Raw genomic sequence first — 24,381 nt, 5'->3', positions numbered from 1 at the left:
TCCCATCTATTGATCACCACCAAAATTTAGAGGCGTTTCATGGCGCAGCTCCCCAATTCCCTCGAAGCCCGCGACATCGCGGCCCAACTGCACTCCTACGCGGATGCCCGCAAACAGGAGGAAACTGGAGCGCTTGTCATCGACAAGGGTGAGGGGATCTATGTTACGGACATCAATGGCAAACGCTATATCGAAGGCCTCGCTGGCCTCTGGAGCGTGGCTGTCGGCTTTGGCGAAAAGCGCCTGGTGGAGGCCGCCACTCGCCAAATGGAAAAGCTGCCCTATTACCATACCTTCACCTACAAGACGCACGGGCCCTCGATCGAACTTGCAGAAAAGCTGATCGAGATGGCGCCGGTACCGATGTCCAAGGTCTATTTCACCAACTCCGGGTCAGAGGCAAATGACACGGCGCTCAAGCTGATCTGGTACCGCTCCAACGCGCTAGGTCAGCCACAGCGCAAGAAGGTGATTTCACGGGTGCGTGGGTATCACGGTGTGACGATCGCGTCCGCCAGCCTCACAGGCCTGCCGAACAACCACCGGTCTTTTGACTTGCCGTTGCCCCAAGTCCTGCACACGACGTGTCCGCACTACCGCAGTCAAAAGAAGGATGGCGAAAGCGAAGCTGATTTCGCGAAGCGCTGCGCACAAGATCTGGAAGACCTTATCCTGGCGGAAGGCCCCGAAACAATCGCCGCGTTTTTTGCCGAGCCGGTTATGGGCGCTGGCGGTGTTATTGTGCCGCCAGACGGATATTGGGAAGCGGTTCAGCCGGTCCTGAAAAAATACGGTATTTTATTTGTGGCAGACGAAGTCATCTGCGGTTTCGGCCGGACCGGCAATATGTTCGGCACGGAAACCTATAAGCTTCAGCCGGACATCATGACGCTCTCCAAGGCGCTGTCGTCCTCTTACCAGCCAATCTCCGCGCTGTTGATCAACGATGATGTCTATCAGCCGATCGCCGACGAATCCCACAAGATTGGGGTTTTGGGACATGGGTACACCGGCAGTGGCCACCCGGTGGCAGCAGCGGTTGCTTTGGAGAATCTGAAGATCATCGAAGAACGGGATCTTGTCGGCAATGTCCGTTCAGTTGCGCCAACATTCCAGAAGCGATTGGCGCAATTGGGCGAAAACCCACTGGTTATTGAAACCAGAGGTGTCGGCCTGATCGGGGCCGCGGAACTTCATCATGAAGCCTTGGCCGACACGCCCGGGGCCTTGGGCGCGCGAACCAATGCGATGTTCCATGAAAGAGGGTTGATCTCCCGCAACATGCTGGATGCAATGGCCTTCTGTCCGCCGCTGATCATCACGGAAGCCCAGGTCAACGAAATGTTCGATATAGCCGAAGACGGCCTTCGGGCGGCCGCAAACTTATGACGGCCTGGTCCATCGTCGGTACCATCAGCGGGACCTCCGCCGATGGTATCGACCTGGCGCAAATTTCTACAGATGGCCAGCAAGTCTTAGGTTTTGGCGCGGCGGACACGGTTAGTTACCGGCCTGACACCCGGACACGTGTCCTTGAGGCAGCGGCGAAAAAGGGAACCGGCCGCGAGCAATGGCCGGATCTGGCACGCGCCGTTACTGAAGATCATATCTCAGCGATAAAAAACTTCCTCAGTAGGGAAAACCTGTCGCCGGATGCCATCGTCTTTCATGGCCAAACCGTGTGGCATGATCCAGCTGCCGGAGAAACCGTGCAGCTCGGTGATCCGCACATGCTTGCCAATGCTTTGGGTATCCAGGTCATTGGCGATGTCCGGCTGGCGGACATGGCCGAAGGCGGCCAGGGCGCTCCGCTTGTCCCCGTTTATCATCAGGCGTTGGCCCGATCGCTGGTTGGTCCGGACAAGGAGCCGATGTGCTTCTTAAACATCGGTGGTGTGTCCAACCTAACTTACATCGATGGCGACCACATTCTGGCATTCGACATTGGTCCTGGGAACGCGCTTCTGGACGATTGGGTACGCCAGCACGGCAAAGGCAATTTTGATCCCGGTGGTGAGATCTCTGCTAAGGGGCAGGTGGCGGAAAACCGGTTGGCGGAAGCGCTCAAACACCCGTATTTATCCGAGCCGGGTCCAAAATCCCTGGATCGCTACAGTTTTTCCGGCGATTTTGTTGGAGGGCTAAGTCTGGAGGACGGTGCGGCCACCTTACTTGCCTTCACTGTGCGGGCTGTTTCTCACGCAGAAACACTTTTGCCTCAACGGCCAAAATCGTGGCTGATCTGTGGTGGCGGGAGGCATAATCCTGTGTTACTGCGCAAATTGCAGGAAGAGCTGTCCGGTGACGTTGTCTCCGCCGATGTTTTCAAGATTGATGGCGATGCGCTTGAGGCTCAGGCGATGGCCTTCATAGGCGGACGGCTCTTGGCCGGACTGCCGGCAACCTTCCCTGAAACGACTGGGGCAAAACGCCCGGTTATTTGCGGCAAGATCTACCAGCCGGGCACATAATCCGTGCGGTAGTTTGGAAAGTTGTTTTGGAGGAAGCGTGAAAACGATCACGGAACCCGCGCGCGAAATCAATGTCATTCACGAGACCGATGTTCTTGTCGTCGGGTCGGGCCCCGGCGGTTTGGCTGCGGCTCTTGGCGCGGCCCGCGCCGGCGTTGATGTCACCTTGGTGGAGCGGTTCGGTTGTTTGGGTGGCAACATCACAGCCGTCGGCGTGGAAGGCTTTGCCTGGTACCGGCACGAAAAGACCATAGATACTGAAGGTGTCGGCCGCGAGTTTGAAAGCCGGGCCCGCGAAGCTGGCGCGACCACGCCAGAACCACAGTCCGACAGTGATGCGATCGACGCGGAAGGCTTCAAGCTGGTTGCCGATAATCTCGTTGAAGAAGCCGGTATCCGGCCAATGATGCATCGGGCCTTTGCCGCGCCGATCATGGACGGCAACGAAATCAAGGGCATCATTACCGAGAGCAAGGCAGGGCGCGAAGCGATCCTGGCCAAACGCGTGATCGATGCAACCGGTGATGCGGACATTGCCTACCGGGCAGGCGCCGAAACCTACAAGACGCCGATTGAGGAAATGCAGGCGGCCTCCGTCATGTTCTCCATGAACGGCGTTGACAAGAAGAAATTCATGGATGCGGTCAGAGCAGATCCGCACACTTACAAGGACTGGGAAACAGGCGAGTGGACGGTGGAAACCACCGGCAAAGAAGATGCAATGTTCTCGCCGTTCCTGAAAAAGCCGTTCAAACAGGCTTTGGAAGCCGGCATCATTCCGGCCCATTTGCAGACCATTTCCGGCACTTGGGGCGCGGTCTATGACAGTGGTGATCTCACCTACCTGAATTTGGTGCATTTGCCGGAATGTGACGGCACCGATCCCGATTCCATGACGAAAAATGAAATCAAGGGCCGCCGGCAAGCCATGCTCGCAGTTGAGGCGCTGAAGCGCTATCAGCCAGGCTGTGATACCGCAAAACTGCGCAATTTCGGCTTGACCATCGGTATCCGCGATACCCGGAAGATCCTGGCCGCCTATGACATGACCGGGCACGATGTGCGCGAGCAGGGCCGGTTTGACGACAGTGTCGGCATCTTCCCGGAATTTATCGACGGCTATGGCATTTTGATCCTTCCGACCACCGGCCGCTATTTCCAGCTGCCGTACCGGACCATGCTGCCGAAGGGCGTGAAAAACCTTCTCGTCGCTGGCCGGGCGACGGGCGGTGACAAGGTCAGCCACGCGGCGACCCGCAACATGATGTGCTGCACGGTAACGGGGCAGGGCGCAGGTGTTGCAGCGGCCATTTCGGTCAAACACGGCATTGATCTCAACGCCATGGATATCTCTTTGTTGCAGGATGAACTGAAACGCCAAGGCGTGCGTCTGCATTAAGACTGTAGCTTAAGTCGCAAATATATCGAGCTGTCCCGGACTGGTTCCGGGACCTCAAACATTGGCCCCGGATCAAGTCCGGGGCGGCAAAGAAGGTGAAATGCGCTACCAGCTTGCGCATAAGTACCGAGACAGGCTATCAGATTTGGCATGAACGGATCTGAAATCTACCACCGGCTGATTGGCCTCATCGAAGAGCGCACATTAAAGCCGGGAGACCGCCTGCGCGAAGCGGACCTTGCAGAAACATTTGGCGTATCGCGTACACCCATCCGCGAAGGGTTGAAGCGGCTAGAAGCGCAAGGCTTGGCGGTCCACGAGCCGAACCGCGGCATGGTGGTTCCAACGCTTGACCACAATCAGATCAACGAAGTTTATTTTATGCGTGAGGTTCTAGAAGGGACCGCCGCGGGTCTTGCAGCAAAACATGCGTCGAAGCCGGAAATCGAGATCCTTCAGGATCTTGTGGTGGCAGACCGCCAAAGGATCGCTGACAAGGACAGCCTTGTCCGCTCAAACCGCGAATTCCACCGCCGTTTGTGCTTAGCCTCTCACAACAGGTATCTGGTCGATCAAATAGAGCATCTGCGGTTGTCGCTGATCCTGATGGCCGGAACGACGCTGGACACGCCGGAGCGGCGGGAAACGGCGGTTGAAGAACATGCGGCTATTGTCAACGCAATTGCCGATGGAAATCCCGACACGGCCGAAGCGGCGGCCCGTTTGCATATTGCTCATGCCCATAAGACGCGGTTGCAGCAAATTTAACTGGCAGGCAATTTGTTTTTAGCTGCACGGTCCGGATTTAAGGCAATTTTCCGGTCCGAATATCTTCTTCAAAGCCTTGCTTATTGGTTCGAACCTTTTCGAGTGTGTCTGTCATGGCATGCGGAGCGGTGTTGTATTTGCCGCTCCATAAGATGATCTCAGCGATCACCGGGGCGAGATCCCGGCCTTTTTGGGTGAGCTCATAGACAAAACTGCGCCAGTTTTCCGGATCCCGGTGTTTGGTCACCAGGCCATTTTCTTCAAGGTGTTTTAGGCGCTGTGCAAGAATGTTGGTTGAGATCCCCTCCCAGCCTTCAAGCAACTGCCCATAAGTTGTCGCCCCTTTGATGGCCATGTCGCGGATGACAAGCAGTGTCCACTGATCCCCAAAAGTGTTCAGCCCAAAAGCGATAGGGCATCCGGAATCATATTTGTCTGATTTTTTGGTCATACAGAAAATTTAGGCAATCAGCTTGCAAAATACAATTGGATAACGTAACTCAAATTAACTTGCATAATGCAAGTTGATAGAAAGGTACGGAATGACAAACAGAAAACTGCCAGGTGTATCCGCTGCGGATCTCCAGATTTCGAGGCGGAAACTAATTGCCGGGGCTGCAGCCGCCACAGCGGTTGCCGGCCTTCAGCCGACCCTACTTTATGCGCAGGAGAAATTGAAAATGACGCCACAAGCCTTTGTCTACACGGAAGTCGCAATCTCGGTTCCTTTTGAAAATGCCCCATGGGAAAAAATCAATGAAGCCATCCGCCAACAACCGGGATTTTTGAACAAGACTTGGCTGCATGGGCATTCCACTCAAACCGTTGGAGGCTTCTATGCCTTCGACAGTATCGACAACGCTCGAAAGTTTGTGACCGAGTATTTCCCGACCGAACCGCGCTCATTTGGTGTGGCTCACAATACAAGGGTCTTTGACGCAGCTGTTGTGAAAGATGCGAGCGTAGACCTGGGAGCGGTGCATTTTGGAGGGGCTGCGGATCGGAAACCGGGCGCGTTTGTTTACACCGAACTACAGTTCTCCAAACCGTTCAAAGAGTTCAACTGGCAAGAGCGGAACAAAGACCTGAAGCAGGTTTCCGGATTGCAGAATAAGGTCTGGTTGAGCGGCCTTCAAACCAACACGCTTGGCGGCTTTGACGCCTTTGAAACCGTGGAGCAGGCGCTCGATTTTGCCATCAATCAGTTTCCTGAGACCGCGGCAAATGTTGGCTGTGCTTTTTATACGAGAGTGTTCGATGCCGGCGTTACAGCGCGGGCCAGCCGGGAAATGAATTCGCCGTATTACATCGCCTAACTATCTGAAGATGGAGCGCGTGCCCTGAAGTAGGGCCGCGCTCCGGTCAAAATGGCAAGGCCCATCGGAGAGCAACTGAATTCAAAGAGATAACAGAGGGATCAGAAGTGTAGCAAATGCCGCTGTCCCCAAAACACCGAATGTTATGGCCGTGCCGGTTGTTCGAAACTTTAAAGGTTCTGGATCCTGGCTGACACCATAGGCATGCAAGCATCGCCCAATCAGAAGGAACAGGCCGAGGCCGGCAGTGAGCCATGTCCAAGCGCCCTGAAGTTCAAGGATTAATATCAGCAACAAGGCAAATGGTGTGTATTCGGCAAAGTTGCTGTGCACCCGTATCCGGCGTTGTAAAGCTCTGTTGCCTTTGTCACCCAATGCAATTTGTTCTGCGTGGCGGGAATTGATGACCCGCACACTCAAAGCCAGGTAAAGAAGTGCCAAAAGACCGGCGAAAATGGGCGTCACAACAACCGGCATGGAAGTGCCTTCCTCAGATGCGAGTCAAAAGCGTTTCGATTGATCTCACTACGCCAGATCTTTGCTTGCAGATCAGCACTCCACGATGTTGACCGCGAGCCCTCCTTGAGAGGTTTCCTTGTACTGTTCCATCATGTCCATCCCGGTTTGACGCATGGTTTCGATGCAACCATCAAGCGGAACGAAATGGGTGCCGTCCCCTCGCAGGGCCAGTGACGCAGCAGTAACGGCTTTTACTGCACCGAGGGCATTGCGTTCAATGCAAGGGACTTGCACAAGGCCGGCGATTGGGTCGCACGTCATGCCCAAATGATGCTCCAAGGCAATTTCAGCGGCATTTTCGATTTGTTCATTGGTACCGCCGAGAGCTGCACATAGGCCTGCGGCCGCCATGGCCGAAGCAGAGCCGACTTCCCCCTGACAGCCAACTTCGGCACCAGAGATGGAGGCATTTGCCTTGATGATACCGCCGATGGCAGCCGCAGTTAATAGAAACGTGCGGATGCCATTCGTGTCGGCGCCTGGGCAATGATCGAGGTAATATCGTGTCACTGCGGGAATAACACCTGCTGCACCGTTGGTCGGCGCGGTTACCACCCGCCCGCCGGCTGCATTTTCTTCATTCACCGCCATGGCATAGACGCCCAGCCAGTCCAAAACATTATGTTCAAACAGCGGGTTGCTACGGCCTTCTTTGATTAGCTTCTGGTAGATGTCAGAGGCGCGTCGTTTGACGTTCAATCCCCCTGGAAGTATTCCGGATTGCGTGATGCCCCTATTGATGCAGGAATCCATCGCGGACCAAACTTTGTCGATCCCTGCCTCAACCTGGTCGCGCTCTTTGTCCGCGCACTCGTTCCGCAGCTTCATGTCGGCGATCGTGAGGCCAGCTTCCTGACCCATTTCCAACATTTGTTTGGCCGAAGCAAAAGGGAATGGAACGTTCTGAACGGCAAGTTCATTGACTGGCTCGTTGGTCGTCTTGCGCAATTCCTGTTCGCTGACCACAAAACCACCACCGATGGAATAATAGACAAAGCTATCAAGGAGCGAGCCATCCTGGCTGATGAGATGGAATGTCATTCCGTTCGCATGCAGAGGCAAGGCCGGGCCATAGTCGAAAATGACGTCTTTCTCCGGAGTAAAAGGAACATCAAGCAGCCCTTCAATGCGCAGACGGCGTTTCGTTTCCAACGCCTCCAGCATTGGTTCAACCTGATCCGGATCAAGCGTATCTGGAGTGGCACCAAGCAGCCCGAGGCAAACTGCTTTATCAGTGGCATGGCCCTTGCCGGTGAACGCCAGTGATCCGTGCAGCGTAACTGTCAGCCGTGCCGCCTGGCCACAAATTCCCGGATTGGCTCTCAGGCGGTCGAGGTATCTGTGCACGGCGACCATTGGGCCGACAGTATGCGAACTGGAGGGACCGATCCCGATCTTGAAAATATCAAAAACACTGATGAACATCGTTGCGGAGTGCTCTTCTTTTGCCGGATACTTGAGGTTTGATTGATGAAGCCCAAGCTACCAGACTGCTTTTTGCAAACGTGTTGTTAAGCGAGCAAAACTGTGTTGATTGCGACATTTTGGTCAGAGCAGATTTTCCCATTGTGCATGGGTATTCGGAAACAGTTGTTCCGCTGGTCTGCCTTTGATAGCGTGCGGCTCCCGATAATTAACTAGACCTGGAACAAGAGACCTCCATGCAATCCCAACACCCTTCTGACAAGAACGATGTCCTGCGTACAAAAAAGGATGCGTTCAAAATACCGGAAGGGGTGATTTATCTGGATGGAAATTCCCTCGGCGTTCTGCCAAAAAACGTTCCAGCCCGCATTGCTGAAGTGGTGGAAAAGGAATGGGGCGCCAGTCTGATCAAATCCTGGAACGAGCACAGCTGGATTGATTTACCGGTTCGTGTCGGCAATAGGATTGGCCGGTTGATTGGGGCGCCCGAAGGCTCGGTCGTTGCCTGTGACAGCACATCCGTAAATGTCTTCAAGGTTCTTGCCGCCGCTTTGTCGCTGCGGCCGGACCGTAAAGTCATCTTGTCAGACAATGGCAATTTCCCGACCGATCTTTATGTCGCCTCCGGTTTGAAAGATTTGCTCAATAGCGGGCATGAACTGAAGATTGTCGATCCAGAAGATGTTGAAGCGGCGATCTCGGAAGATGTCGCAGCAGTTCTGATTACCCAGGTGGATTACCGAACTGGCCGTGTGCATGACATGGCTGGAATAACGGAAAAGGCACATGCGGCTGGCGCCTTGGCCATTTGGGACTTGGCGCATTCAGCTGGCGCCATTCCCGTCGATCTTGAAGGGGCCAAGGCGGACTTTGCTATCGGATGCGGCTACAAGTATCTCAATGGTGGACCTGGTGCGCCGGCCTTTCTCTATGTTGCACCTGACCATCAGGACAAAGTAACTTCACCTATTACCGGTTGGATGGGGCATGAAGCGCCATTTGCCTTTGATCTGGATTACCGGCCTGTGCACGGCATTAACCGGATGACGGTCGGCACGCCGGCGATTTTGTCTCTGTCGAGTCTTTATGCCGCTTTGGAAGTGTTTGAAGATGTCGATATGGCCGATATACGGCGCAAATCCGTATCCTTGAGTGAATTGTTCATTGCGGAAGTTGAAGCAAAATGCCCACAGCTGACATTGGCAAGTCCGCGTGACCCGGAGGCTCGGGGAAGCCAAGTATCTTTCCGTTTTGAAGAAGGATACGCGGTGATGCAGGCGCTGATCACTCGTGGTGTTATTGGAGATTTCCGGGCGCCAGACGTGATGCGTTTTGGTTTCACACCGCTGTATCTTTCACATCAAGACATTGTCGATGCGGTTAGCGTACTTGCGGATATCCTGGCGACTGAGAGCTGGAATAGACCAGAGTACAAAACGCGCGCGAAGGTTACATAGCTTCTAGAGCCTGTCGCATCTAATTGTTTTCATTTGACCGCGACACATTTGATCTCTGGCTAGGTGGTTTGCGCGCGATGGTGTGATCACCATAAGCGCAAAACAACGTCGCAAGTGAGCAAATGTGTCCGGCCCTTTTCTTATGTCTTTTCATACAGAAGCGTGCAGAAAAACGGCCCATCGGCAGCGTTACACCGCTCACACGATCAACCAGATCGCGTTTCGCGATCGCGCCTAGCCGAAGGAGCCGTTTCTATGCATCAAATGGAATCAATTAGATGCGACAGGCTCTAGGTGGGACTGTTCTTCTAAGAAACCGATAAACCGATCCTCCGGGATCGGTTTGGAATAGAGATATCCCTGGAACTGGTGGCATCCGTTTTCGGACAACCAATTGCGTTGCTCGACCGTCTCGACACCCTCTGCGACCACACTGGCGCCCAATGCATCAGCAAGCGACAGGATCAACTTGACGATAGCGCCCCCGGTCGAAATGTCGTTCATGAACACCCTGTCGATTTTGATGCCGTCAATCGGATAGTTGTACAAATATGCGAGATTGGAATAACCCGTTCCAAAATCGTCGATGACAATACTGTAGCCGACGTTCTTTAGCTCCTTGAGCGCCGTCAAAGCATCCGGGATTTCGCCCAGAACCACATTCTCTGTGATTTCCAGCGAGATCTGGCTGGGATCACAGCCGTAAACATCGGGCAGATCCATCATGAGTGCCGTGAACTCTGGGTCAGATAACTGCCAGGGCGAGACATTCATCGCAATCGCGATCCTCAATCCGCGCTGTTGGAACCTGGCCTGCGCCTGAGCAACACTCCGGCAGACCCAAGCCCCAATCTCGTTGATCAAACCTGTGTCTTCAGCAAGCGGAATGAATTGGTCTGGCGCGATGAGACCCTTTTCAGGATGTAGCCAGCGGATCAAAGCTTCGGCAGACACCGTTCGGTTGGTTTTCGTGAAGGCGATCGGTTGGAAGTAGAGAACAAACTCATCTTCCCGGATCGCCCGCTCGAGGTCTTTTTTTAGCGCGAGGTTTTCATCGCGGCGTTTCCGCATCGTATCCTTGAAGCGGACACATTTTTCCTTGGGCTCACGTTTGGCTTGATAGAGTGCCAAATCCGCATTGCGGATGAGATTGTCGATGGACCGGCCATCGTCCGGATAATGCGAATATCCGATGCTAAGACTGATATTACGTGGACGCCCGTCAATGATCTGCTGGTAGCTGAAGGTGCCAAGCAGTGATTTTCCGAACCAGCCCGGACCTTCTGCTTCCGGGTCTTCCAGATGGCAAATCAAAAACTCGTCGCCGCCCAAGCGGGCAACGATGTCGTTAGGGCCGGCTATTTCCTTCAATCGGTTAGCCACCAGCTGCAGTAGGGAATCACCAGCAGCATGCCCCATAGTGTCGTTGATGAGTTTAAAGTCATCGAGATCGACCAAATACAGTGTAGCCGTTAGCCCCTTGGCTGCTGCGGCGGCCAGGACCTTGGACAAACGTTCGGTCAGGAAAGTCCGGTTGGACAAACCGGTCAGGGCATCATGGCTTGCGAGATATTGTGCCCGTTCTTTGGTTTCATGCAGTTCAGTCACATCGATTTCACTGACCAGATAGGCCGGTTGGCTCGTGACGACGTCGCTGCAAGGGCGGACCGTCAATTCATGCCAGCGATCGCCGTCGTTTGTCCGAACTTTGGCAACCATCCGAGCATGCCGATCTCGTTCGATGCGTTCTTTGAGATGTTGAATATCTGCCGGATTTTGAAACTGGCTGAAGAAATTTGTGTCTGGATCGACGCAGGCCGCTCGTGCAGCCGTATTCCGGTAGAGCGGTGATCCGCCCATAGCAAACAGCGAAATCATCACTGTTGTGTGCATTAGGGCTTCGGCGCTTCTCAACGTCTCAGGCTGTTGCTCGTGATGGTCGCGTGCTTCAGCAAGCATGGCCATTCGGCCATCATTCAATCGAATGCCGCTCAAAGTGACTTGCAGGACCCGGGCTTTGCCTTTGGGATAAAGCGTCCAGATTTCGGAAAAGCTGACGTCCCGCTGATTAAAGTCCTGCCGGTATTGATTGAGACGTTGCTCAACAGAATGAGACATGTCGGCGCCCATGTCACGGGACCGTAATTCTGTCAGGTTAGGAGCACCGGTTATCTCAAGCGCTTTGTTGTTGGCCCAGATTATACGTTTTTCGTCGAAATCAAAAATCCACACACCGGTATCCAACCGGTCGTAAATACTGTTAATCAACCGGGCATCAAATCTGGAATCGGACAACGCTTTAGCCAAAAAATCGGACTCATCTGTGTCGTCTTGCACCAATTTTCTTAGGTTTAGATGATCAGACAGTGTCATTCTCCAAGCCATGCGTGTGCAGGCAATTTAGTTCAATGCAGAAGTGTAGGCTTCTGCAAGCAAGAGTTTCAAGTTGGCGATATTCGCAAGATTCACAGTACCTGACACCTGTGGTTCTTGTTGTTTGAAAGAAAACCGTCGCACCCTATCTACGTCGCGGATGATAGGCATGAGTGATGAAAATTCCCCTAACTCCATGATGTTGAATTACAAAACTTTAGATAAAATGGTGCAAAAATTCGCACTTACTTGAAAAGGATATTCCGGCTCCTAAGAGTAAGCAAGGGTTGTATTGTTTCGGAACTAATTCACAGATTGTTGTTGTGCGCGGTGCAGCAAGACGACTCAATCGCATATTTCTCGTTTAAATTGTATTTGTTGTCTAAGCCGTTGACGCACTTTAGATCTGCTGTCGGTTGCTTTCTGCCTTCAGCTCGGGCGCTAAATCACCGGTTCAAAAACTATGGTCTCCTGCAAGTCACCAGGATCGCGTATACCAATTCTATCGCGTTTCAGGAAAATCTTGCCTTTTCTGGTGCGCAGGGCGGTGATTATGAGTTGATTGATCTGTCAATGAAGCTAGAAGGATGGGAGCTGCGGTAAACACCTATAAAGCTCGAGCCTTTCGTGGGCCTGAAGCACAAATGCGCGGCCAAAGGAAATAAGAAAGACCGCTTCCGGGGGGCGGCGAGGAGCTTTGATGCTGGAGCTAAATCAGCTCGTAATGAATTTTGGTGGGTTTCGGGCAGTAAATGGCTGCTCATTCCAAGTGGAAGAGGGCAGTATCACCGGACTGATCGGCCCGAATGGAGCAGGAAAAACAACGCTCTTCAACTTAATAGCAGGAGCGTTAGTACCCAGCAGCGGAACGATCCGGTTTTTGGGGGAGGATGTCACCAGTTTGGCCAGCCATCAGCTGTTCCATAAAGGACTGGTGCGTACATTTCAGATCCCGCATGAATTCCACAAACTCACGGCGCTTGAAAACCTGATGATGGTTCCGCCGTCACAGCCGGGAGAAAGCCTGTTTTCGAATTGGTTTTCCTGGGGGCAGGTGAAGTCGGCGGAAATTGACGTCGAGAAAAAGGCCTACGAAACGCTAGAGTTTCTGGAGCTGAGCCACATTGCCCATGAACGTGCCGGCAATTTGTCCGGTGGCCAGAAGAAGCTTCTGGAGCTGGGCCGGACAATGATGACGGATGCCAAGCTTGTATTGCTTGATGAACCGGCGGCAGGTGTGAACCGGACACTTTTGCGCAAGCTGGAGAGTAAGATCGAACTCTTGAACAAAGAGCGTGGATACACCTTCATCTTGATCGAGCACGACATGGAAATGATTGAAAAGCTGTGTGATCCGGTCGTCTGCATGGCTGAGGGTAAAGTGTTGGTTGAAGGCGATTTTCATACAGTGCGTTCTAATCCGCAGGTGCTGGAAGCCTATCTTGGCGAGACCACAGGGGATGCCGCATGACTGCTCTCCTCTCTCTGGACAAGATTACTGGCGGTTATGGCGATGCCGACATCCTGCAGGATGTTTCGATGCATGTGCAGCCCGATGAGATTGTCGTCATTGTTGGCCCGAATGGTGCCGGCAAATCGACAGCCATGAAATCCGTCTTTGGCTTGTTGAACATTCGTGGCGGCAAAATGCTGTTTGACGGTGACGATATCACTGGATGGGCGCCGAACCGCATCGTTCAACGTGGTATCTGCTACGTACCGCAGGTCGACAACATCTTTAGGGAAATGTCCATCCACGAGAATCTGGAGATGGGCGGTTTCTTGAAAAAGGGTGATTTGTCTGCCGCCTATGATCGGATTTACGGATTGTTTCCGGACTTAAAAGAACGCCGCAAAACAATGGCAGGCAGTTTATCGGGCGGTCAGCGCCAAATGGTCGCTATGGGGCGCGCCATGATGCTGGATCCGAAACTGTTGCTATTGGACGAACCGACGGCTGGACTGTCGCCCAAGTATATGGAGCAGATATTTCAGATCTGCCGCGATGTCCGGGATAGCGGCATCGCAATTATGCTGGTCGAACAGCATGCGAAACAAGCGCTTGCATTTGCCGATCGGGGCTATGTGCTGGCTGCAGGAAAGAACCGTCATGAAGGCTCAGGAGCCGATTTGCTGGCGGACCGTGAAGTCGCCGAAATGTTCCTGGGGGGCTGAGCGGTATGGATTTGCTTGAACTTCTAAATTTCTACGTCATCCCAGGCATCGTTCTAGGATCAATCTACGCCCTTGGCGCCGTCGGGATCACATTGATCTTTGCGATCTTACGGTATGCCCATTTGGCTCACGGAGATTTGGCGACACTCGGGGCGTTTATTGCGCTCGCTGTCGTTACCACATTCGGGGTTTCGCCGTTGGCGGCTCTGCCGATTGCGATCATTGCAACGGCGGCAGTGGCAGTCGGTATCGACAAGGTGTTTTATGATCACTTGCGGGAACGACCCAAGATCGTGACCGTCATGGCCTCCTTGGGCATCGCATTGATGGTCCGGGCGGTCGTTCAGGTTGTCTGGGGGGTCGACACCGAAACTTATTCGCGCGGAATTGTGCGGCCCGAAAACTATTTCGGACTGAGAATACGTGACCGTGAGATTTACACAGTTGTCGCAATGCTGGCACTTGTGGGTGTGTTGCAGCTGTTCTTGACCCAATCTAAGTGGGGCAAGGCGATGCGGGCCATGTCCGACAACCCGAACCTGGCGCTGCTTTCCGGCATCGACAACAAGAAGGTCATCATCCTGACTTGGGTGATCGCTGGTGGACTGTGCGCAGGATCCGGTTTCTTCCTAGGACTCAACACCGAGCTAAAGTCGATGATGGGCTGGCACATGCTTCTGCCGATGTTCGCGGCAGCAATTCTCGGCGGTGTTGGCCGTGTCGAAGGTGCCGTTCTTGGTGGATTGATTGTTGGGATTGCCGAAGAGCTGTCGGTGCTTGTTATTCCAAGTGAATACAAAGCCGCGATGGCCTTTGCCATCCTGTTGTTCATGCTTCTTGTGCGCCCGACTGGGCTGCTCAAGGGCAAGGTTCTTTAAGGAGGGAGGACAAGATGGAATTTCTGGGTCTTGTAAACTATGCCCTCTTTATGGCGATCTTCATCGCGATCTACGCACTGTTGGCGCTGGGGCTGAACATTCAGTGGGGTTTTGCCGGCCTCTTTAATGCTGGTATCGCAGGGTTCTTTGCCGTTGGGGCCTATACATCGGCGATCTTAACGACTGAGGCGGTAGACGGCCGGATTGGCGGCTTCGATCTGCATTTCATCATCGGCTGGATCGGAGCAATGATTGCCGCGGCTGTTGTCGCATGGCCGATCGGCAAGATCTGTTTGCGCTTCCGCTCCGATTATCTGGCGATTGCTTCCATTGGTATTGCAGAGATCATTCGTCTGGTGATCAAGTCGGAACCAGTGCTTACCAACGGTGCACGCGGTATTCCGGGCATTCCGCGGCCGATGAGCGATATCGGCTACATGGAATCGCAGATTGCTTATCTGATCATCGTTCTAGCGGTGTTGATCGCTGCATATGTTCTGGTCGAGCGTCAGTTTAACGCTCCTTGGGGGCGCATGATGCGGGCCATCCGGGACAATGAAGACGCCGCTAAAGCAATGGGCAAGGACGTTGAATTCCGGCGGTTGGAAGCTTTTATCTTCGGAGCTGCCCTAATGGGGCTGGGCGGAGCGCTGTTTGCGCACTTCAACCGGTCTATCACTCCAGAAGCCATCGATCCGATGGTTGCCACCTTCCTTGTCTGGATCATGCTGATCCTTGGCGGGTCCGGCAACAACCGGGGCGCAATCTTGGGCGCCGCGGTGGTTTGGATCATTTGGTCCGTCTCGGAGATTGCAACAGATCGTCTGCCGCATGAATATGCGATCCAGGCAAAATACATCCGCTTGTTCCTGATTGGTTTGATGCTGCAGCTTGTCCTGCGCTTCCGGCCGGAAGGGCTTCTTCCAGAGCCTTTGAGAGGAGATCAGCGGAGTACAAAAACCGGTGCGGACCACTAGGCCCGCGTTGGGGTGGTATGCGCTGAATGCGTGTGCTACTCAAAATATTCAAAGACCCGGCAAAGACCGGATAATTGAGGAGGTACTTCTATGAAAACCAAGCTTCTAACGCTTGCAGCCGGCCTGATGACGGCCACAGCGCTGGCCACAGTTCCGGCAAAAGCCGACGTCAAAATCGGCCTGATCGGTGGCATTTCCGGCCCGATCGCTGCGATGGCTCCGGCCATGGTCGATGCAGCTCAACTGGCGGTACAACAGGTCAATGAGCAGGGCGGTATCGGTTCTGGCGAAAAGCTGGTCGGCGTTGTTGGCGATAGTGCCTGTAACCCGCAAGGCGGCACCGATGCAGCGACCAAAGCTGTGAACATCGAGAGCGTATCCGGCATCGTCGGTCCGCATTGCTCGGGTGCAGTTCTGGCAGCCGCTGGCTCCGTTACCATCCCGGCAGGTATCACCTTGATCACACCGTCTGGCACGTCTCCGGAAATCACCAATCTGGAAGACAATGGCACTGTGTTCCGGACTGTTCCGTCTGACGACTATCAGGGCCGTGCTCTGGCACGCACTATGAAAGAGATGGGTTACGGCAAGGTTGCCGTTGCGCACCTTAACAACGACTACGGCACAGGCCTCGCAAATGCGTTCAAGGCTGAGTATGTCGATGCGCTTGGCGGTGAAATCACCCAGTTCGCAGCCCATGAAGAAGGCAAAGCTTCTTACCGCTCAAACCTGGCAGAGCTTGCCAAAGGCGGCGCTGACACGCTGGTGATCTTCGATTACGGCGATGGCACTGGCCTCACCATCCTGCGTCAGGCTCTGGAAAACGGCTTCTTTGAGAAGTTCGTTGGCGGTGACGGCATGAAGTCTGATGCTGTGATCAATGAACTCGGCGCTGAAAACCTGGCCACATTCGTGTCCTCGTCTCCGGTTGGTGAAAAGTCCGACTCTCTGGACATGTTCAACGAAGCCTTCAAAGGCGTTGGTGGCGATCCGGATGCGATCTTCGCAAACACGTCCTATGATGCGGCTTTCCTTCTGGCCCTGGCTCTTGAAAAAGCTGGCGGTAAAAAAGAAGGCGTTGCAGCTGCTCTGATGGAAGTCTCCAACGGCGAAGGCGAAGCTATCCGTCCGGGTGAGTGGAAGAAGGCCAAAGAGCTGATCGCAGCTGGGACAGCCATCGACTATAAGGGCGCTGCTGGCGACCATAACTTCGATGCCAAAGGTGACGTTCCGGGCACTTACGCCCTGTTTGAAGTCGGCGCTGACGGCTTCGAAGTTGTCTCTGAAATGAAGTAATCTTTCGCTTTCTTAGCGAGATTGTCTGAGACCGGCGGATCGGAAGAACCGCCGGTTTTCTTTTGGCTTTAATCTGCAAAGTGAAGGCGCCGGATCAGCTTTTCAATTGTTGGGCGCCGGTGTGCATAAGCCTCGATGTTATGTGTAGCAGAGGTATCTTCGCCCCCCATCTTTTCAGCAATTGTCTGAGCATCTCCGTCCAGGGCGAACACCGAGAGGTAACCTTCCGTTTGTCCCCTTGGAGGCCAAACAAGCTGTCCTTCTGTAGCTCCTTCTTCGGCGATTGCTGACCCACAGGGTAAAGCGACAGCGATCGCTGTCACATACCGTGCAGGACTGGATGAAATGCCTCTCCCTTGAAGCATGTCACCGATGCGATTTAGGGCTGGGGTGTGATCTCCATCCGGTCCCGCCCAGTCTAAAGCCGCCGCGCCAGGCAAATCGTCTAGAGCCGTAATGCAAAAACCGCTGTCGTCGCTGATTGCAGCGTGTCCGGTTTCGTCCGCAACCGCACGGGCTTTGATTAATGCGTTCTCCAAAACCGTTGTCCCAGTCTCGTCCGGGCTTCTTATGCCGAGCTCTCGTGCTGTGAGGATCTGAACAGGGCACTCTAACAAGGCTTCTTTAAGCGCTGCCAATTTGTTCGCATTGTGAGAAGCAAGGACCAAGGGGCCGGAAATCTCGAGTATGTCTGAAGAAGTCATGGTCATTTGGTAACTTACCTGGCTGGTAGCGAAGGCAGCAAGTTCTACACCAAAAGATGTAGTGATTTCCCTGCGACCCAGGTTGTCGCTCAGAAAACATCCTGCACCGAGTCTTCTGATGGCAAGGTCCTGTTCTCTGATAAAAATCCTTGTATAAGCGCAGGTATGCGAGATCAGGATGTTGTTGTGTTCGGCGGCGGGGCTGCCGGTTTGATGTGTGGCATTGAAGCAGCCAAACGCGGCCGCAAAGTTTTGGTCATCGACCATGCCAAACGCCCGGCGGAGAAGATTCGAATTTCCGGTGGCGGGCGATGCAATTTCACCAACCTTCACTGCACACCAACAAATTTTTTGTCCCAGAATCCACGCTTCTGCGTGTCTGCTTTGAAACGCTACACCCAGCAGGATTTTCTCAATCTCGTCGAAAAGCATCGCATCGCCTGGCACGAAAAAACACTGGGTCAGCTGTTTTGCGACACTTCGGCGAAAGACATCATCCAGATGTTGCTGTCGGAACTGGAAGCGGCCGGAGGGGCCTTGCAGCTGGAGACGTCGATCACAGCGGTCAGCAAGCCAGACGACAAGTTCTCGATCGCAACATCCAAGGGACCACTGCGCGCCTCGTCTTTGGTCGTGGCCACAGGCGGTCCGTCCATTCCGAAAATGGGCGCAACTGGATTTGGCTATGAGCTTGCCAAACAATTTGGCCACGACGTAATTGCACCACGTGCTGCGCTGGTGCCATTGACCTTTTCCGATGCCAACAAGGATCTGTGTGCACGGCTCTCGGGCGTCTCTGTTGATGCGGAAGTGAGTTTTAAGAAAACAACCTTCCGGGAAGGATTGTTATTTACTCACCGTGGCCTGTCCGGGCCATCTATCCTACAGATCTCCTCCTATTGGGAAGAAGGCAAGCCGATCTCTGTTAATCTGGCGCCGGGCGCGGATGTTTTTGAAGTCCTGAAACAAGCCCGTTTGGACACGCCAAAACAGGACTTGAAAACGGGCCTAACTCAGATCTTGCCGAAGCGCTTGGCTGAAGAACTGTCGCAAGCCTTCCAACTAAAAGGCCGGATGGCGGATCTTTCCGACAAGGTTCTGCGCGGGTGTGCAGAGCAGCTCAACCGCTGGCAGCTGACACCGGTTGGTACCGAAGGCTACCGGACGGCGGAGGTCACACTGGGCGGTGTCAACACCAAGGAACTCTCTTCCAAGACGATGGAAAGCAACAAGGTTCCAGGGCTGTATTTCATTGGCGAAGTGATGGACGTCACCGGCCATCTCGGCGGCTTTAATTTCCAATGGGCGTGGTCGTCTGGCCACGCAGCTGGACAGGTCGTTTAACCCCAGCGAGAGCTAACATAGCTAATAATACTGCATTGCAGCATTTTTTGATGACCGTGCCTCATTTGCTGGTATAGTGCCGGCAAAGGGAGGCGGTTTTGAAGCGTGTGACCATTCATGATGTGGCCGAAGCTGCCGGCGTCAGTCTGGCGACGGTGGACCGGGTTTTGAACACACGGCCAGGTGTGCGCAAAGCGACTATCGAAAAGGTCCGGCAAGCGGTTGAAAGCTTGAACTATCAGCCAGATGTCTTTGCTGCAGGTCTTGCCAAAAAAAGCGCTTACCGGCTGCACTTCCTCATTCCAAATGGTCCGAATGCCTTCATGGAAGACCTGACCCGCGAAGCGAAAGCGCATGCGGTGTCCATGAGCGGCGCCCGCATGCAGGTGCATGTTGAGCCAATCGATGCCTTCGACGGTCATCGTGTGACTGGAACGCTTGCAGTTTTGGACAAGTCGGTTTGTGATGGTGTCGCAGTGGTTGCGCCGGCCTTTCCGGAAGTGCGGGCGGCTATTGACCGGCTGCAGGACAGAGGTGTGCCGGTAGTCACCCTTGTCTCCGATCATCCAGCCTCAGAGCGGCAGCATTTTGTCGGTATCGACAATATGGCCGCGGGCCGCACCGCCGGGCGGCTTCTTGGACGGTTTTTGCCCAAACATTCGGCCAAGATTGGCTTGATCGCCGGATCGCTCGGCTTGCGCGATCATGCAGACCGGTTTGCAGGCCTGCGCGAAGTGATTGAGACGGAATATCCGCATTTACAGCTTTTAAAGGTCCGCGAGGGCCGGGACGACAATGGACGGAATGAAGATCTGATCCGCAAATTGCTGGCCGAGCATCCGGATTTGGCTGGCGTTTACAACATCGGGGCGGGCAACCGGGGGGCGATTTCGGCGCTGACGGAAAGTGGACGCGCAAAGGATATCGTTTTTGTCGGCCACGAATTGACCCCCTACACCCGGCAGGCACTTCAATCTGAAATCATGGATGCTGTCATTGCGCAGGATCCTGGACATGAAATCCGCAGCGCCATTCGAATCTTGAAAGCGCTTTGTGATGGAGTGCCAATAATTGATGATCAAGAGCGCATCGGTATCGATATCTTCCTGAAAGATAATCTGCCGGCAGAGGCGTGAGACTCGGCAATTCAGGGATGATTGATTGAGGCCGAACATAGATTTTCGGATATGGTTGCCGCAAAACTTGGTCAAAATACTCCAAATTTATGATTGACCTTTTTAGCCCGCACCCGCATATCTATGCCATGCGCTTAACTCAACAGACCAATTATGCTGTCCGCGCCCTGATGTATTGCGCGGTCAATCCAGACAAGCCGAGCCGGGTTGCGGAAATCGCAGCCAGCTTCGAGATGTCTGAAACCCATCTTTTCAAGATCATGAAGGTTTTGGTCGATGCCAATCTGATCAAAACTATCAGAGGCCGCAACGGCGGTGTCATGCTGGCGCGCCCAGCCGATCAGATCTCGGTTGGGGAAGTGGTACGTGCCGCTGAAGGCAGTTTCTTGCTGGCTGAGTGTTTTGATTCAGGAAGCAAAGACTGTCCCTTGATCATGTCCTGTGGGTTCAACGGATTGCTGCATGAGGCTTTGGAAGCTTTCATGGAAGTCCTGGATGGTAGGTCTATCGCAGATTTGTCTGAAGACCGGTTTGGTATGCGCACGCTGCTCAATATTGACCCGGGTGAACAACCGGTTGCTGCCAACGCCTGATCTGAAAAACCGGATCTGAAACAAATAAAGCCGCCCATTGGGCGGCTTTATTTGTTTGTTCTTTGGGATTTGCCAATCGAACAAAGGCCGAGCTGGCTGACCGCTGAGGGAGAGGAGAGGGCGGTTGGCTTGCCGGCATTTGGCACCTTGCCGAAACAAGGGGCCTGTCTTCCAAGAACCAGAGGACGCGATTTCCAGTTCCTTTCCGATCAGGCATTGCTTTAATAGAAAAACATGAGTATGAGTGTCAAGTATAAAGTTGAGCAAATTACTCACCTTAGAAACATTCTATAGAACAAGCCGTTAGCTTGTTCTCCGCCTTGGGGAAACCCCGTATATCAAGAGATGGATTGAAGCCATGACACCTTCGACGAACAGCCGTAAGCAACGACTGTCTCTCACTGTATCCAATGCACGCCCAGCATACTTCAAGGCCCCATCAGTTGCCGGAAAACCCGAGCTCAAATCGGACGATTTGTTCAGCGGGACGCGGGAGATTCACATCCTGCACAACGACGACACCTACCGGCTGTCGATCACAAAACAGGGCAAATTGATTCTGACCAAATAAACTGGCTGTTCCTATTTCGCGCCTGACGGAGATGATTACGCGGAAAAAATGGCAACCGGATTGCCAACTCCGCGCAAGACATGGTCTCCCATAGGATCCAGGCCGGACTTCAAGCCGTCCGGCAAAGCAGAACGGACTGGCTCGGTCAGCAGCAATGTCTGGCCGAGCGGCTTGCAAAGCGCCTCCACCCGGCTGGTCTCATTAACTGCACGGCCAATCACCGTGAAATCAAGGCGTTCTTCTCCCCCAACGTTGCCAAAAAATACTTCACCCATATGCAATCCGATGCCGATCTTAAGTGGGTGCCAAAGAGCTGGATCAGGCAGAGTATCGGAAGGAGCATCATTTAACTCGTCAATGGACGACAGGACTGCACGGGCAGCATTCACCGCGGCATCCGCTGCAGCTTGCCGGCCAAGTGTCTTTTGATCAAACACAGCCAGGACACCGTCGCCCATAAATTTTAAGATGTCGCCTCCGTGGTTCAGAACAGCCGTTGAGACCCGGTCAAAATAGGCGTTGAGGATGGCCGTGACTTCTGCTCCGCTTAATCGGTCAGCAAGACCGGTGAAGCCGCGCATATCGCTCATGAAGACAACGGCATCAATAGCCTCGCCGTCGCCGCGTTTGATTTCGCCGTCAAGCACACGTTGACCGGCGATCGGGCCGAGATAGGTATCAGCAACGTTCCGGGCGATCCGTTTTACGATGTGGCGTTCTACATGCAGGGCGAACAGCTCGATCAAAGATCGGATTTCTTCTTTCTGCTCTGGTGATATGCCGCCTTTTCGAGTGGTCGCCAGCGTCATGGCATTGTTCATGGTGCCTGAGGCGCTCAGCGGTATGGCAACGTAATTCGTATATCCTTGCTCGGCGAGGTCCCGCATGATCGGGAAGGCGTTGAGGCCTTCTTTAGTTTCCAGGTCAACTTTGACAAACTCGCCCTCGGCCATGACCTTGTAGAGGGGATTTTTCGTGAAGGCTTCGTGCTGAAGCGCGTTGGCATCAGCGGCCAGTTCATCGCAAAAACTGTCTTGTGCACTCCAGAACCAAGAAAAACCGATCACACGCGGGTGCAACGTCCCGATATGAAGTGTCGACCGGTCAATGTCCAAATGGGCCGCCTGGCACCGCCACATGAATTCCTCGAACATCAGCATGACGTCGTCAATCTCTGTGGCATCGTTGAGCAGCCAGTTTTTGACGTCTTCCAGGGTCTGAGCATCAGGTGCACAAGCTGGACCGCGCTGTGAGCGGGCCAGCAGTTGCACATTTGCAGCGTAAGTTCTCGGGGAGGGATCAAGCGGTTGACGGGTCATATGGATCCGTTCGGTTTTTAAGGTCATGACCCTAATCTGGGCGTCTTTGCTGAAAGATCAATCGATGAATTGATTGAACGATGCCTTCAATAAAAAAGCTCCCCGGATTGGATAATCCGGGGAGCCTGGAACTGAGATTGTTTTCAGCGATCAGAAGGCGGCTTCAACACCGCCCATTTCCACGTAGATGCTCTTTATCTGACTGTAGTACTCAATCCCGGCATGACCGTTTTCTCGGCCCATACCAGACTTCTTGTACCCGCCAAACGGCATTTCGATCGGCGTCAGGTTGTAGGTGTTGATCCAGCAAGTACCCGCCTGCAGCTGATCGATCACCCGGTGAGCGCGTTGAATGTCCTTTGTAAAGACACCTGCGGCCAGGCCGAAGTCGGTGTCATTGGCGCGGGCGATAACATCGTCTTCATCCTCAAAATCGAGAACACTCAGCACAGGCCCGAAGATCTCTTCCTGAGCGATACGCATCTCGTCCTTGACGTCGGCAAAAACGGTCGGCTGAACGAAATAGCCATCCGGCAGGTTGTCGACAATGGCTGCGCCGCCGCCGCAAACTAGCCGGGCGCCTTCATCCTGTCCGATCTGCATATAGGACAGAACCTTGTCGAGCTGCGGCTTGGAGACGAGTGGTCCGATGCTGGTTGCTTCATCCAGCGGGTCGCCGAGAACCGCATCGGCTGTGCGTTCTGCAAGCCGCTTCAGGAATTGTTCTTTGATGGCGGTGTGTACAAAAACACGCGTGCCATTGGAGCAGATCTGGCCAGTGGAATAGAAATTCGCATTGATCGCTGCGGAAATTGCGTTTTCGATATCCGCATCATCAAAGATGATCAGCGGAGATTTTCCACCAAGCTCCAAAGTCGTCTTTTTCAGATGTTCACCTGCAAGGGCGGCGACCTTAGCGCCGGTCGGCACAGAGCCGGTCAATGAAACCTTGGCAATGTCAGGGTGCGCAACCATTTTGGCGCCAACATCGCCAAAGCCTTGAATGACATTGAAGACACCGGCCGGAAGGCCCGCTTCCGTCAAGGCCTCCGCCAGTTTCAAAGCGCTGAGTGGGGTGACTTCCGACGGTTTGAAAATCATCGCGTTGCCGCAGACAAGCGCCGGTGCAGCCTTCCAGCAGGCTATCTGGATTGGGTAGTTCCAGGCGCCAATGCCGAAACAGATCCCAAGCGGTTCGCGCTTGGTGTACGCAAATGAGCCGCCAAGATCGATGTGTTCGCCGGTCAGGGTTGCTGCCAAGCCGCCATAAAACTCCAGGCAATCCGCGCCGGAAGCGGCGTCCGCGATCAATGTTTCCTGAAGCGGCTTGCCGGTGTCGAGCGTCTCAAGAACCGAGAGTTCGTGGTTTTTCTCGCGCAGAATTTCGGCAGCCCGGCGCAGGACCCGGCCCCGTTCTACAGGCGCAGTTGCGGCCCAGGCCTTTTGGCCCTCTTTGGCGGCTGAGATAGCAGCTTCGATAATTGCATCATCGGCCGGGTGGATCTTGGCAATCACTTCGCCTGTTGCCGGATAAACCGACTCAAACGGAGTGCCGCTTTGGCTTTCAGAATAGGCGCCGCCAATATAGTGGGAGGCTTGCGGTTGCGCGCGCATGAGAGGCTCCTGCTTGTCGTGTTTTTGCCGGCTGCTGCCGGATGAA

At 53.9% G+C, this 24,381-nt stretch carries 22 protein-coding genes; 15 read left to right on the top strand and 7 right to left on the bottom strand.

What is annotated here, in order from left to right; genetic code table 11:
• The first annotated feature begins 39 nt into the window (after positions 1-39).
• The 4 genes from ACOOFE_RS22450 to ACOOFE_RS22435 all read left to right on the top strand — a co-directional run bounded on the left by ACOOFE_RS22450 (position 40) and on the right by ACOOFE_RS22435 (position 4,638).
• The gene (locus ACOOFE_RS22450) at positions 40-1,389 is read left to right on the top strand and encodes an aspartate aminotransferase family protein (RefSeq protein WP_420412115.1); all 1,350 of its coding nucleotides are present in this window, start codon (positions 40-42) and stop codon (positions 1,387-1,389) included.
• A complete protein-coding gene (locus ACOOFE_RS22445) occupies positions 1,386-2,471 on the top strand; it encodes an anhydro-N-acetylmuramic acid kinase (RefSeq protein ID WP_420412114.1) in 1,086 nt (361 codons plus the stop codon). The genes ACOOFE_RS22450 and ACOOFE_RS22445 overlap by 4 nt, the downstream gene beginning before the upstream one ends.
• Positions 2,472-2,508: 37 nt before the next feature.
• Complete coding sequence (locus ACOOFE_RS22440; RefSeq protein ID WP_420412113.1) at positions 2,509-3,870, top strand: FAD-dependent oxidoreductase; 1,362 nt, start codon at positions 2,509-2,511, stop codon at positions 3,868-3,870.
• A 150-nt stretch (positions 3,871-4,020) separates the two neighbouring features.
• A complete protein-coding gene (locus ACOOFE_RS22435) occupies positions 4,021-4,638 on the top strand; it encodes a GntR family transcriptional regulator (protein ID WP_141188415.1) in 618 nt (205 codons plus the stop codon).
• A gap of 37 nt (positions 4,639-4,675) precedes the next feature.
• Here the strand turns inward: ACOOFE_RS22435 and ACOOFE_RS22430 are convergent, their stop codons facing one another.
• Positions 4,676-5,089 carry a winged helix-turn-helix transcriptional regulator gene (locus ACOOFE_RS22430; RefSeq protein WP_420412112.1) on the bottom strand — a complete coding sequence of 138 codons (414 nt, stop codon included), beginning with the start codon at positions 5,087-5,089 and terminating at the stop codon, positions 4,676-4,678.
• A 91-nt stretch (positions 5,090-5,180) separates the two neighbouring features.
• On the opposite strand from ACOOFE_RS22430, the gene ACOOFE_RS22425 reads away from it, so the two are divergent.
• A complete protein-coding gene (locus ACOOFE_RS22425) occupies positions 5,181-5,954 on the top strand; it encodes a YdhR family protein (protein WP_420412111.1) in 774 nt (257 codons plus the stop codon).
• 81 nt (positions 5,955-6,035) lie between these two features.
• On the opposite strand, the gene ACOOFE_RS22420 is transcribed toward ACOOFE_RS22425, so the two are convergent.
• Together ACOOFE_RS22420 and ACOOFE_RS22415 are read right to left on the bottom strand one after the other, a co-directional pair.
• A complete protein-coding gene (locus ACOOFE_RS22420) occupies positions 6,036-6,431 on the bottom strand; it encodes an MAPEG family protein (RefSeq protein WP_420412110.1) in 396 nt (131 codons plus the stop codon).
• Between the two features lie 72 nt (positions 6,432-6,503).
• The gene (locus ACOOFE_RS22415) at positions 6,504-7,898 is read right to left on the bottom strand and encodes an L-serine ammonia-lyase (protein WP_420412109.1); all 1,395 of its coding nucleotides are present in this window, start codon (positions 7,896-7,898) and stop codon (positions 6,504-6,506) included.
• A 236-nt stretch (positions 7,899-8,134) separates the two neighbouring features.
• On the opposite strand from ACOOFE_RS22415, the gene kynU reads away from it, so the two are divergent.
• Positions 8,135-9,355, top strand: coding sequence for a kynureninase (gene kynU, locus ACOOFE_RS22410; RefSeq protein ID WP_420412108.1), 1,221 nt, complete (start codon positions 8,135-8,137; stop codon positions 9,353-9,355).
• Positions 9,356-9,625: 270 nt separating this feature from the next.
• Here the strand turns inward: kynU and ACOOFE_RS22405 are convergent, their stop codons facing one another.
• A complete protein-coding gene (locus tag ACOOFE_RS22405; RefSeq protein WP_420412107.1) occupies positions 9,626-11,728 on the bottom strand; it encodes a putative bifunctional diguanylate cyclase/phosphodiesterase in 2,103 nt (700 codons plus the stop codon).
• Between the two features lie 700 nt (positions 11,729-12,428).
• Between ACOOFE_RS22405 and ACOOFE_RS22400 the strand changes: the two genes are divergently transcribed.
• From ACOOFE_RS22400 to ACOOFE_RS22380, 5 genes are all read left to right on the top strand, one after another.
• Positions 12,429-13,199, top strand: a complete 771-nt coding sequence (locus tag ACOOFE_RS22400; RefSeq protein WP_420412106.1) for an ABC transporter ATP-binding protein — start codon at positions 12,429-12,431, stop codon at positions 13,197-13,199.
• A complete protein-coding gene (locus ACOOFE_RS22395) occupies positions 13,196-13,903 on the top strand; it encodes an ABC transporter ATP-binding protein (RefSeq protein ID WP_420412105.1) in 708 nt (235 codons plus the stop codon). The genes ACOOFE_RS22400 and ACOOFE_RS22395 overlap by 4 nt, the downstream gene beginning before the upstream one ends.
• A 5-nt stretch (positions 13,904-13,908) precedes the next feature.
• Positions 13,909-14,781, top strand: coding sequence for a branched-chain amino acid ABC transporter permease (locus ACOOFE_RS22390; RefSeq protein WP_141188406.1), 873 nt, complete (start codon positions 13,909-13,911; stop codon positions 14,779-14,781).
• A 14-nt stretch (positions 14,782-14,795) separates the two neighbouring features.
• On the top strand, positions 14,796-15,758 hold the full coding sequence (locus ACOOFE_RS22385) for a branched-chain amino acid ABC transporter permease (protein WP_420412104.1): 963 nt from the start codon (positions 14,796-14,798) through the stop codon (positions 15,756-15,758).
• A 90-nt stretch (positions 15,759-15,848) separates the two neighbouring features.
• Complete coding sequence (locus tag ACOOFE_RS22380) at positions 15,849-17,054, top strand: ABC transporter substrate-binding protein (protein ID WP_141188404.1); 1,206 nt, start codon at positions 15,849-15,851, stop codon at positions 17,052-17,054.
• Between the two features lie 68 nt (positions 17,055-17,122).
• On the opposite strand, the gene ACOOFE_RS22375 is transcribed toward ACOOFE_RS22380, so the two are convergent.
• Positions 17,123-17,758 carry a non-canonical purine NTP pyrophosphatase gene (locus ACOOFE_RS22375; protein ID WP_420415624.1) on the bottom strand — a complete coding sequence of 212 codons (636 nt, stop codon included), beginning with the start codon at positions 17,756-17,758 and terminating at the stop codon, positions 17,123-17,125.
• A 165-nt stretch (positions 17,759-17,923) separates the two neighbouring features.
• Between ACOOFE_RS22375 and ACOOFE_RS22370 the strand changes: the two genes are divergently transcribed.
• From ACOOFE_RS22370 to hemP, 4 genes are all read left to right on the top strand, one after another.
• Entirely contained in the window at positions 17,924-19,102 is a 1,179-nt protein-coding gene (locus ACOOFE_RS22370) for an NAD(P)/FAD-dependent oxidoreductase (protein ID WP_420412103.1), read from the top strand.
• Positions 19,103-19,200: 98 nt separating this feature from the next.
• Positions 19,201-20,238, top strand: coding sequence for a LacI family DNA-binding transcriptional regulator (locus ACOOFE_RS22365; protein ID WP_420412102.1), 1,038 nt, complete (start codon positions 19,201-19,203; stop codon positions 20,236-20,238).
• A 128-nt stretch (positions 20,239-20,366) separates the two neighbouring features.
• Complete coding sequence (locus tag ACOOFE_RS22360; protein ID WP_420415623.1) at positions 20,367-20,831, top strand: Rrf2 family transcriptional regulator; 465 nt, start codon at positions 20,367-20,369, stop codon at positions 20,829-20,831.
• A 358-nt stretch (positions 20,832-21,189) separates the two neighbouring features.
• Entirely contained in the window at positions 21,190-21,402 is a 213-nt protein-coding gene (gene hemP / locus ACOOFE_RS22355; RefSeq protein ID WP_141188402.1) for a hemin uptake protein HemP, read from the top strand.
• 35 nt (positions 21,403-21,437) lie between these two features.
• Here hemP and ACOOFE_RS22350 read toward each other — a convergent pair whose 3' ends face one another.
• Both ACOOFE_RS22350 and betB read right to left on the bottom strand, forming a co-directional pair.
• Complete coding sequence (locus ACOOFE_RS22350) at positions 21,438-22,748, bottom strand: adenylate/guanylate cyclase domain-containing protein (RefSeq protein WP_420412101.1); 1,311 nt, start codon at positions 22,746-22,748, stop codon at positions 21,438-21,440.
• 123 nt (positions 22,749-22,871) lie between these two features.
• On the bottom strand, positions 22,872-24,335 hold the full coding sequence (gene betB, locus ACOOFE_RS22345; protein WP_420412100.1) for a betaine-aldehyde dehydrogenase: 1,464 nt from the start codon (positions 24,333-24,335) through the stop codon (positions 22,872-22,874).
• Between the last annotated feature and the right edge of the window lie 46 nt (positions 24,336-24,381).

The sequence above is a fragment of the Roseibium sp. genome, from assembly GCF_965216085.1.
GTDB lineage: Bacteria > Pseudomonadota > Alphaproteobacteria > Rhizobiales > Stappiaceae > Roseibium.
This window is presented reverse-complemented; position numbering and strand designations above follow the sequence as displayed.

What these genes read in the sequence shown, in the direction of transcription:
- ACOOFE_RS22445 (WP_420412114.1), top strand. Translation starts at nt 1,386, where the DNA reads ATGACGGCCTGGTCCATCGTCGGTACCATCAGCGGGACCTCCGCCGAT.
- ACOOFE_RS22405 (WP_420412107.1), bottom strand. Translation starts at nt 11,728, where the DNA reads ATGACACTGTCTGATCATCTAAACCTAAGAAAATTGGTGCAAGACGAC.
- ACOOFE_RS22425 (WP_420412111.1), top strand. Translation starts at nt 5,181, where the DNA reads ATGACAAACAGAAAACTGCCAGGTGTATCCGCTGCGGATCTCCAGATT.
- ACOOFE_RS22395 (WP_420412105.1), top strand. Translation starts at nt 13,196, where the DNA reads ATGACTGCTCTCCTCTCTCTGGACAAGATTACTGGCGGTTATGGCGAT.
- betB (WP_420412100.1), bottom strand. Translation starts at nt 24,335, where the DNA reads ATGCGCGCGCAACCGCAAGCCTCCCACTATATTGGCGGCGCCTATTCT.
- ACOOFE_RS22370 (WP_420412103.1), top strand. Translation starts at nt 17,924, where the DNA reads ATGCGAGATCAGGATGTTGTTGTGTTCGGCGGCGGGGCTGCCGGTTTG.
- ACOOFE_RS22360 (WP_420415623.1), top strand. Translation starts at nt 20,367, where the DNA reads ATGCGCTTAACTCAACAGACCAATTATGCTGTCCGCGCCCTGATGTAT.
- ACOOFE_RS22390 (WP_141188406.1), top strand. Translation starts at nt 13,909, where the DNA reads ATGGATTTGCTTGAACTTCTAAATTTCTACGTCATCCCAGGCATCGTT.
- ACOOFE_RS22435 (WP_141188415.1), top strand. Translation starts at nt 4,021, where the DNA reads ATGAACGGATCTGAAATCTACCACCGGCTGATTGGCCTCATCGAAGAG.
- ACOOFE_RS22415 (WP_420412109.1), bottom strand. Translation starts at nt 7,898, where the DNA reads ATGTTCATCAGTGTTTTTGATATTTTCAAGATCGGGATCGGTCCCTCC.
- ACOOFE_RS22380 (WP_141188404.1), top strand. Translation starts at nt 15,849, where the DNA reads ATGAAAACCAAGCTTCTAACGCTTGCAGCCGGCCTGATGACGGCCACA.
- hemP (WP_141188402.1), top strand. Translation starts at nt 21,190, where the DNA reads ATGACACCTTCGACGAACAGCCGTAAGCAACGACTGTCTCTCACTGTA.
- ACOOFE_RS22400 (WP_420412106.1), top strand. Translation starts at nt 12,429, where the DNA reads ATGCTGGAGCTAAATCAGCTCGTAATGAATTTTGGTGGGTTTCGGGCA.
- ACOOFE_RS22430 (WP_420412112.1), bottom strand. Translation starts at nt 5,089, where the DNA reads ATGACCAAAAAATCAGACAAATATGATTCCGGATGCCCTATCGCTTTT.
- ACOOFE_RS22420 (WP_420412110.1), bottom strand. Translation starts at nt 6,431, where the DNA reads ATGCCGGTTGTTGTGACGCCCATTTTCGCCGGTCTTTTGGCACTTCTT.
- ACOOFE_RS22450 (WP_420412115.1), top strand. Translation starts at nt 40, where the DNA reads ATGGCGCAGCTCCCCAATTCCCTCGAAGCCCGCGACATCGCGGCCCAA.
- ACOOFE_RS22350 (WP_420412101.1), bottom strand. Translation starts at nt 22,748, where the DNA reads ATGACCTTAAAAACCGAACGGATCCATATGACCCGTCAACCGCTTGAT.
- kynU (WP_420412108.1), top strand. Translation starts at nt 8,135, where the DNA reads ATGCAATCCCAACACCCTTCTGACAAGAACGATGTCCTGCGTACAAAA.
- ACOOFE_RS22375 (WP_420415624.1), bottom strand. Translation starts at nt 17,758, where the DNA reads ATGACTTCTTCAGACATACTCGAGATTTCCGGCCCCTTGGTCCTTGCT.
- ACOOFE_RS22385 (WP_420412104.1), top strand. Translation starts at nt 14,796, where the DNA reads ATGGAATTTCTGGGTCTTGTAAACTATGCCCTCTTTATGGCGATCTTC.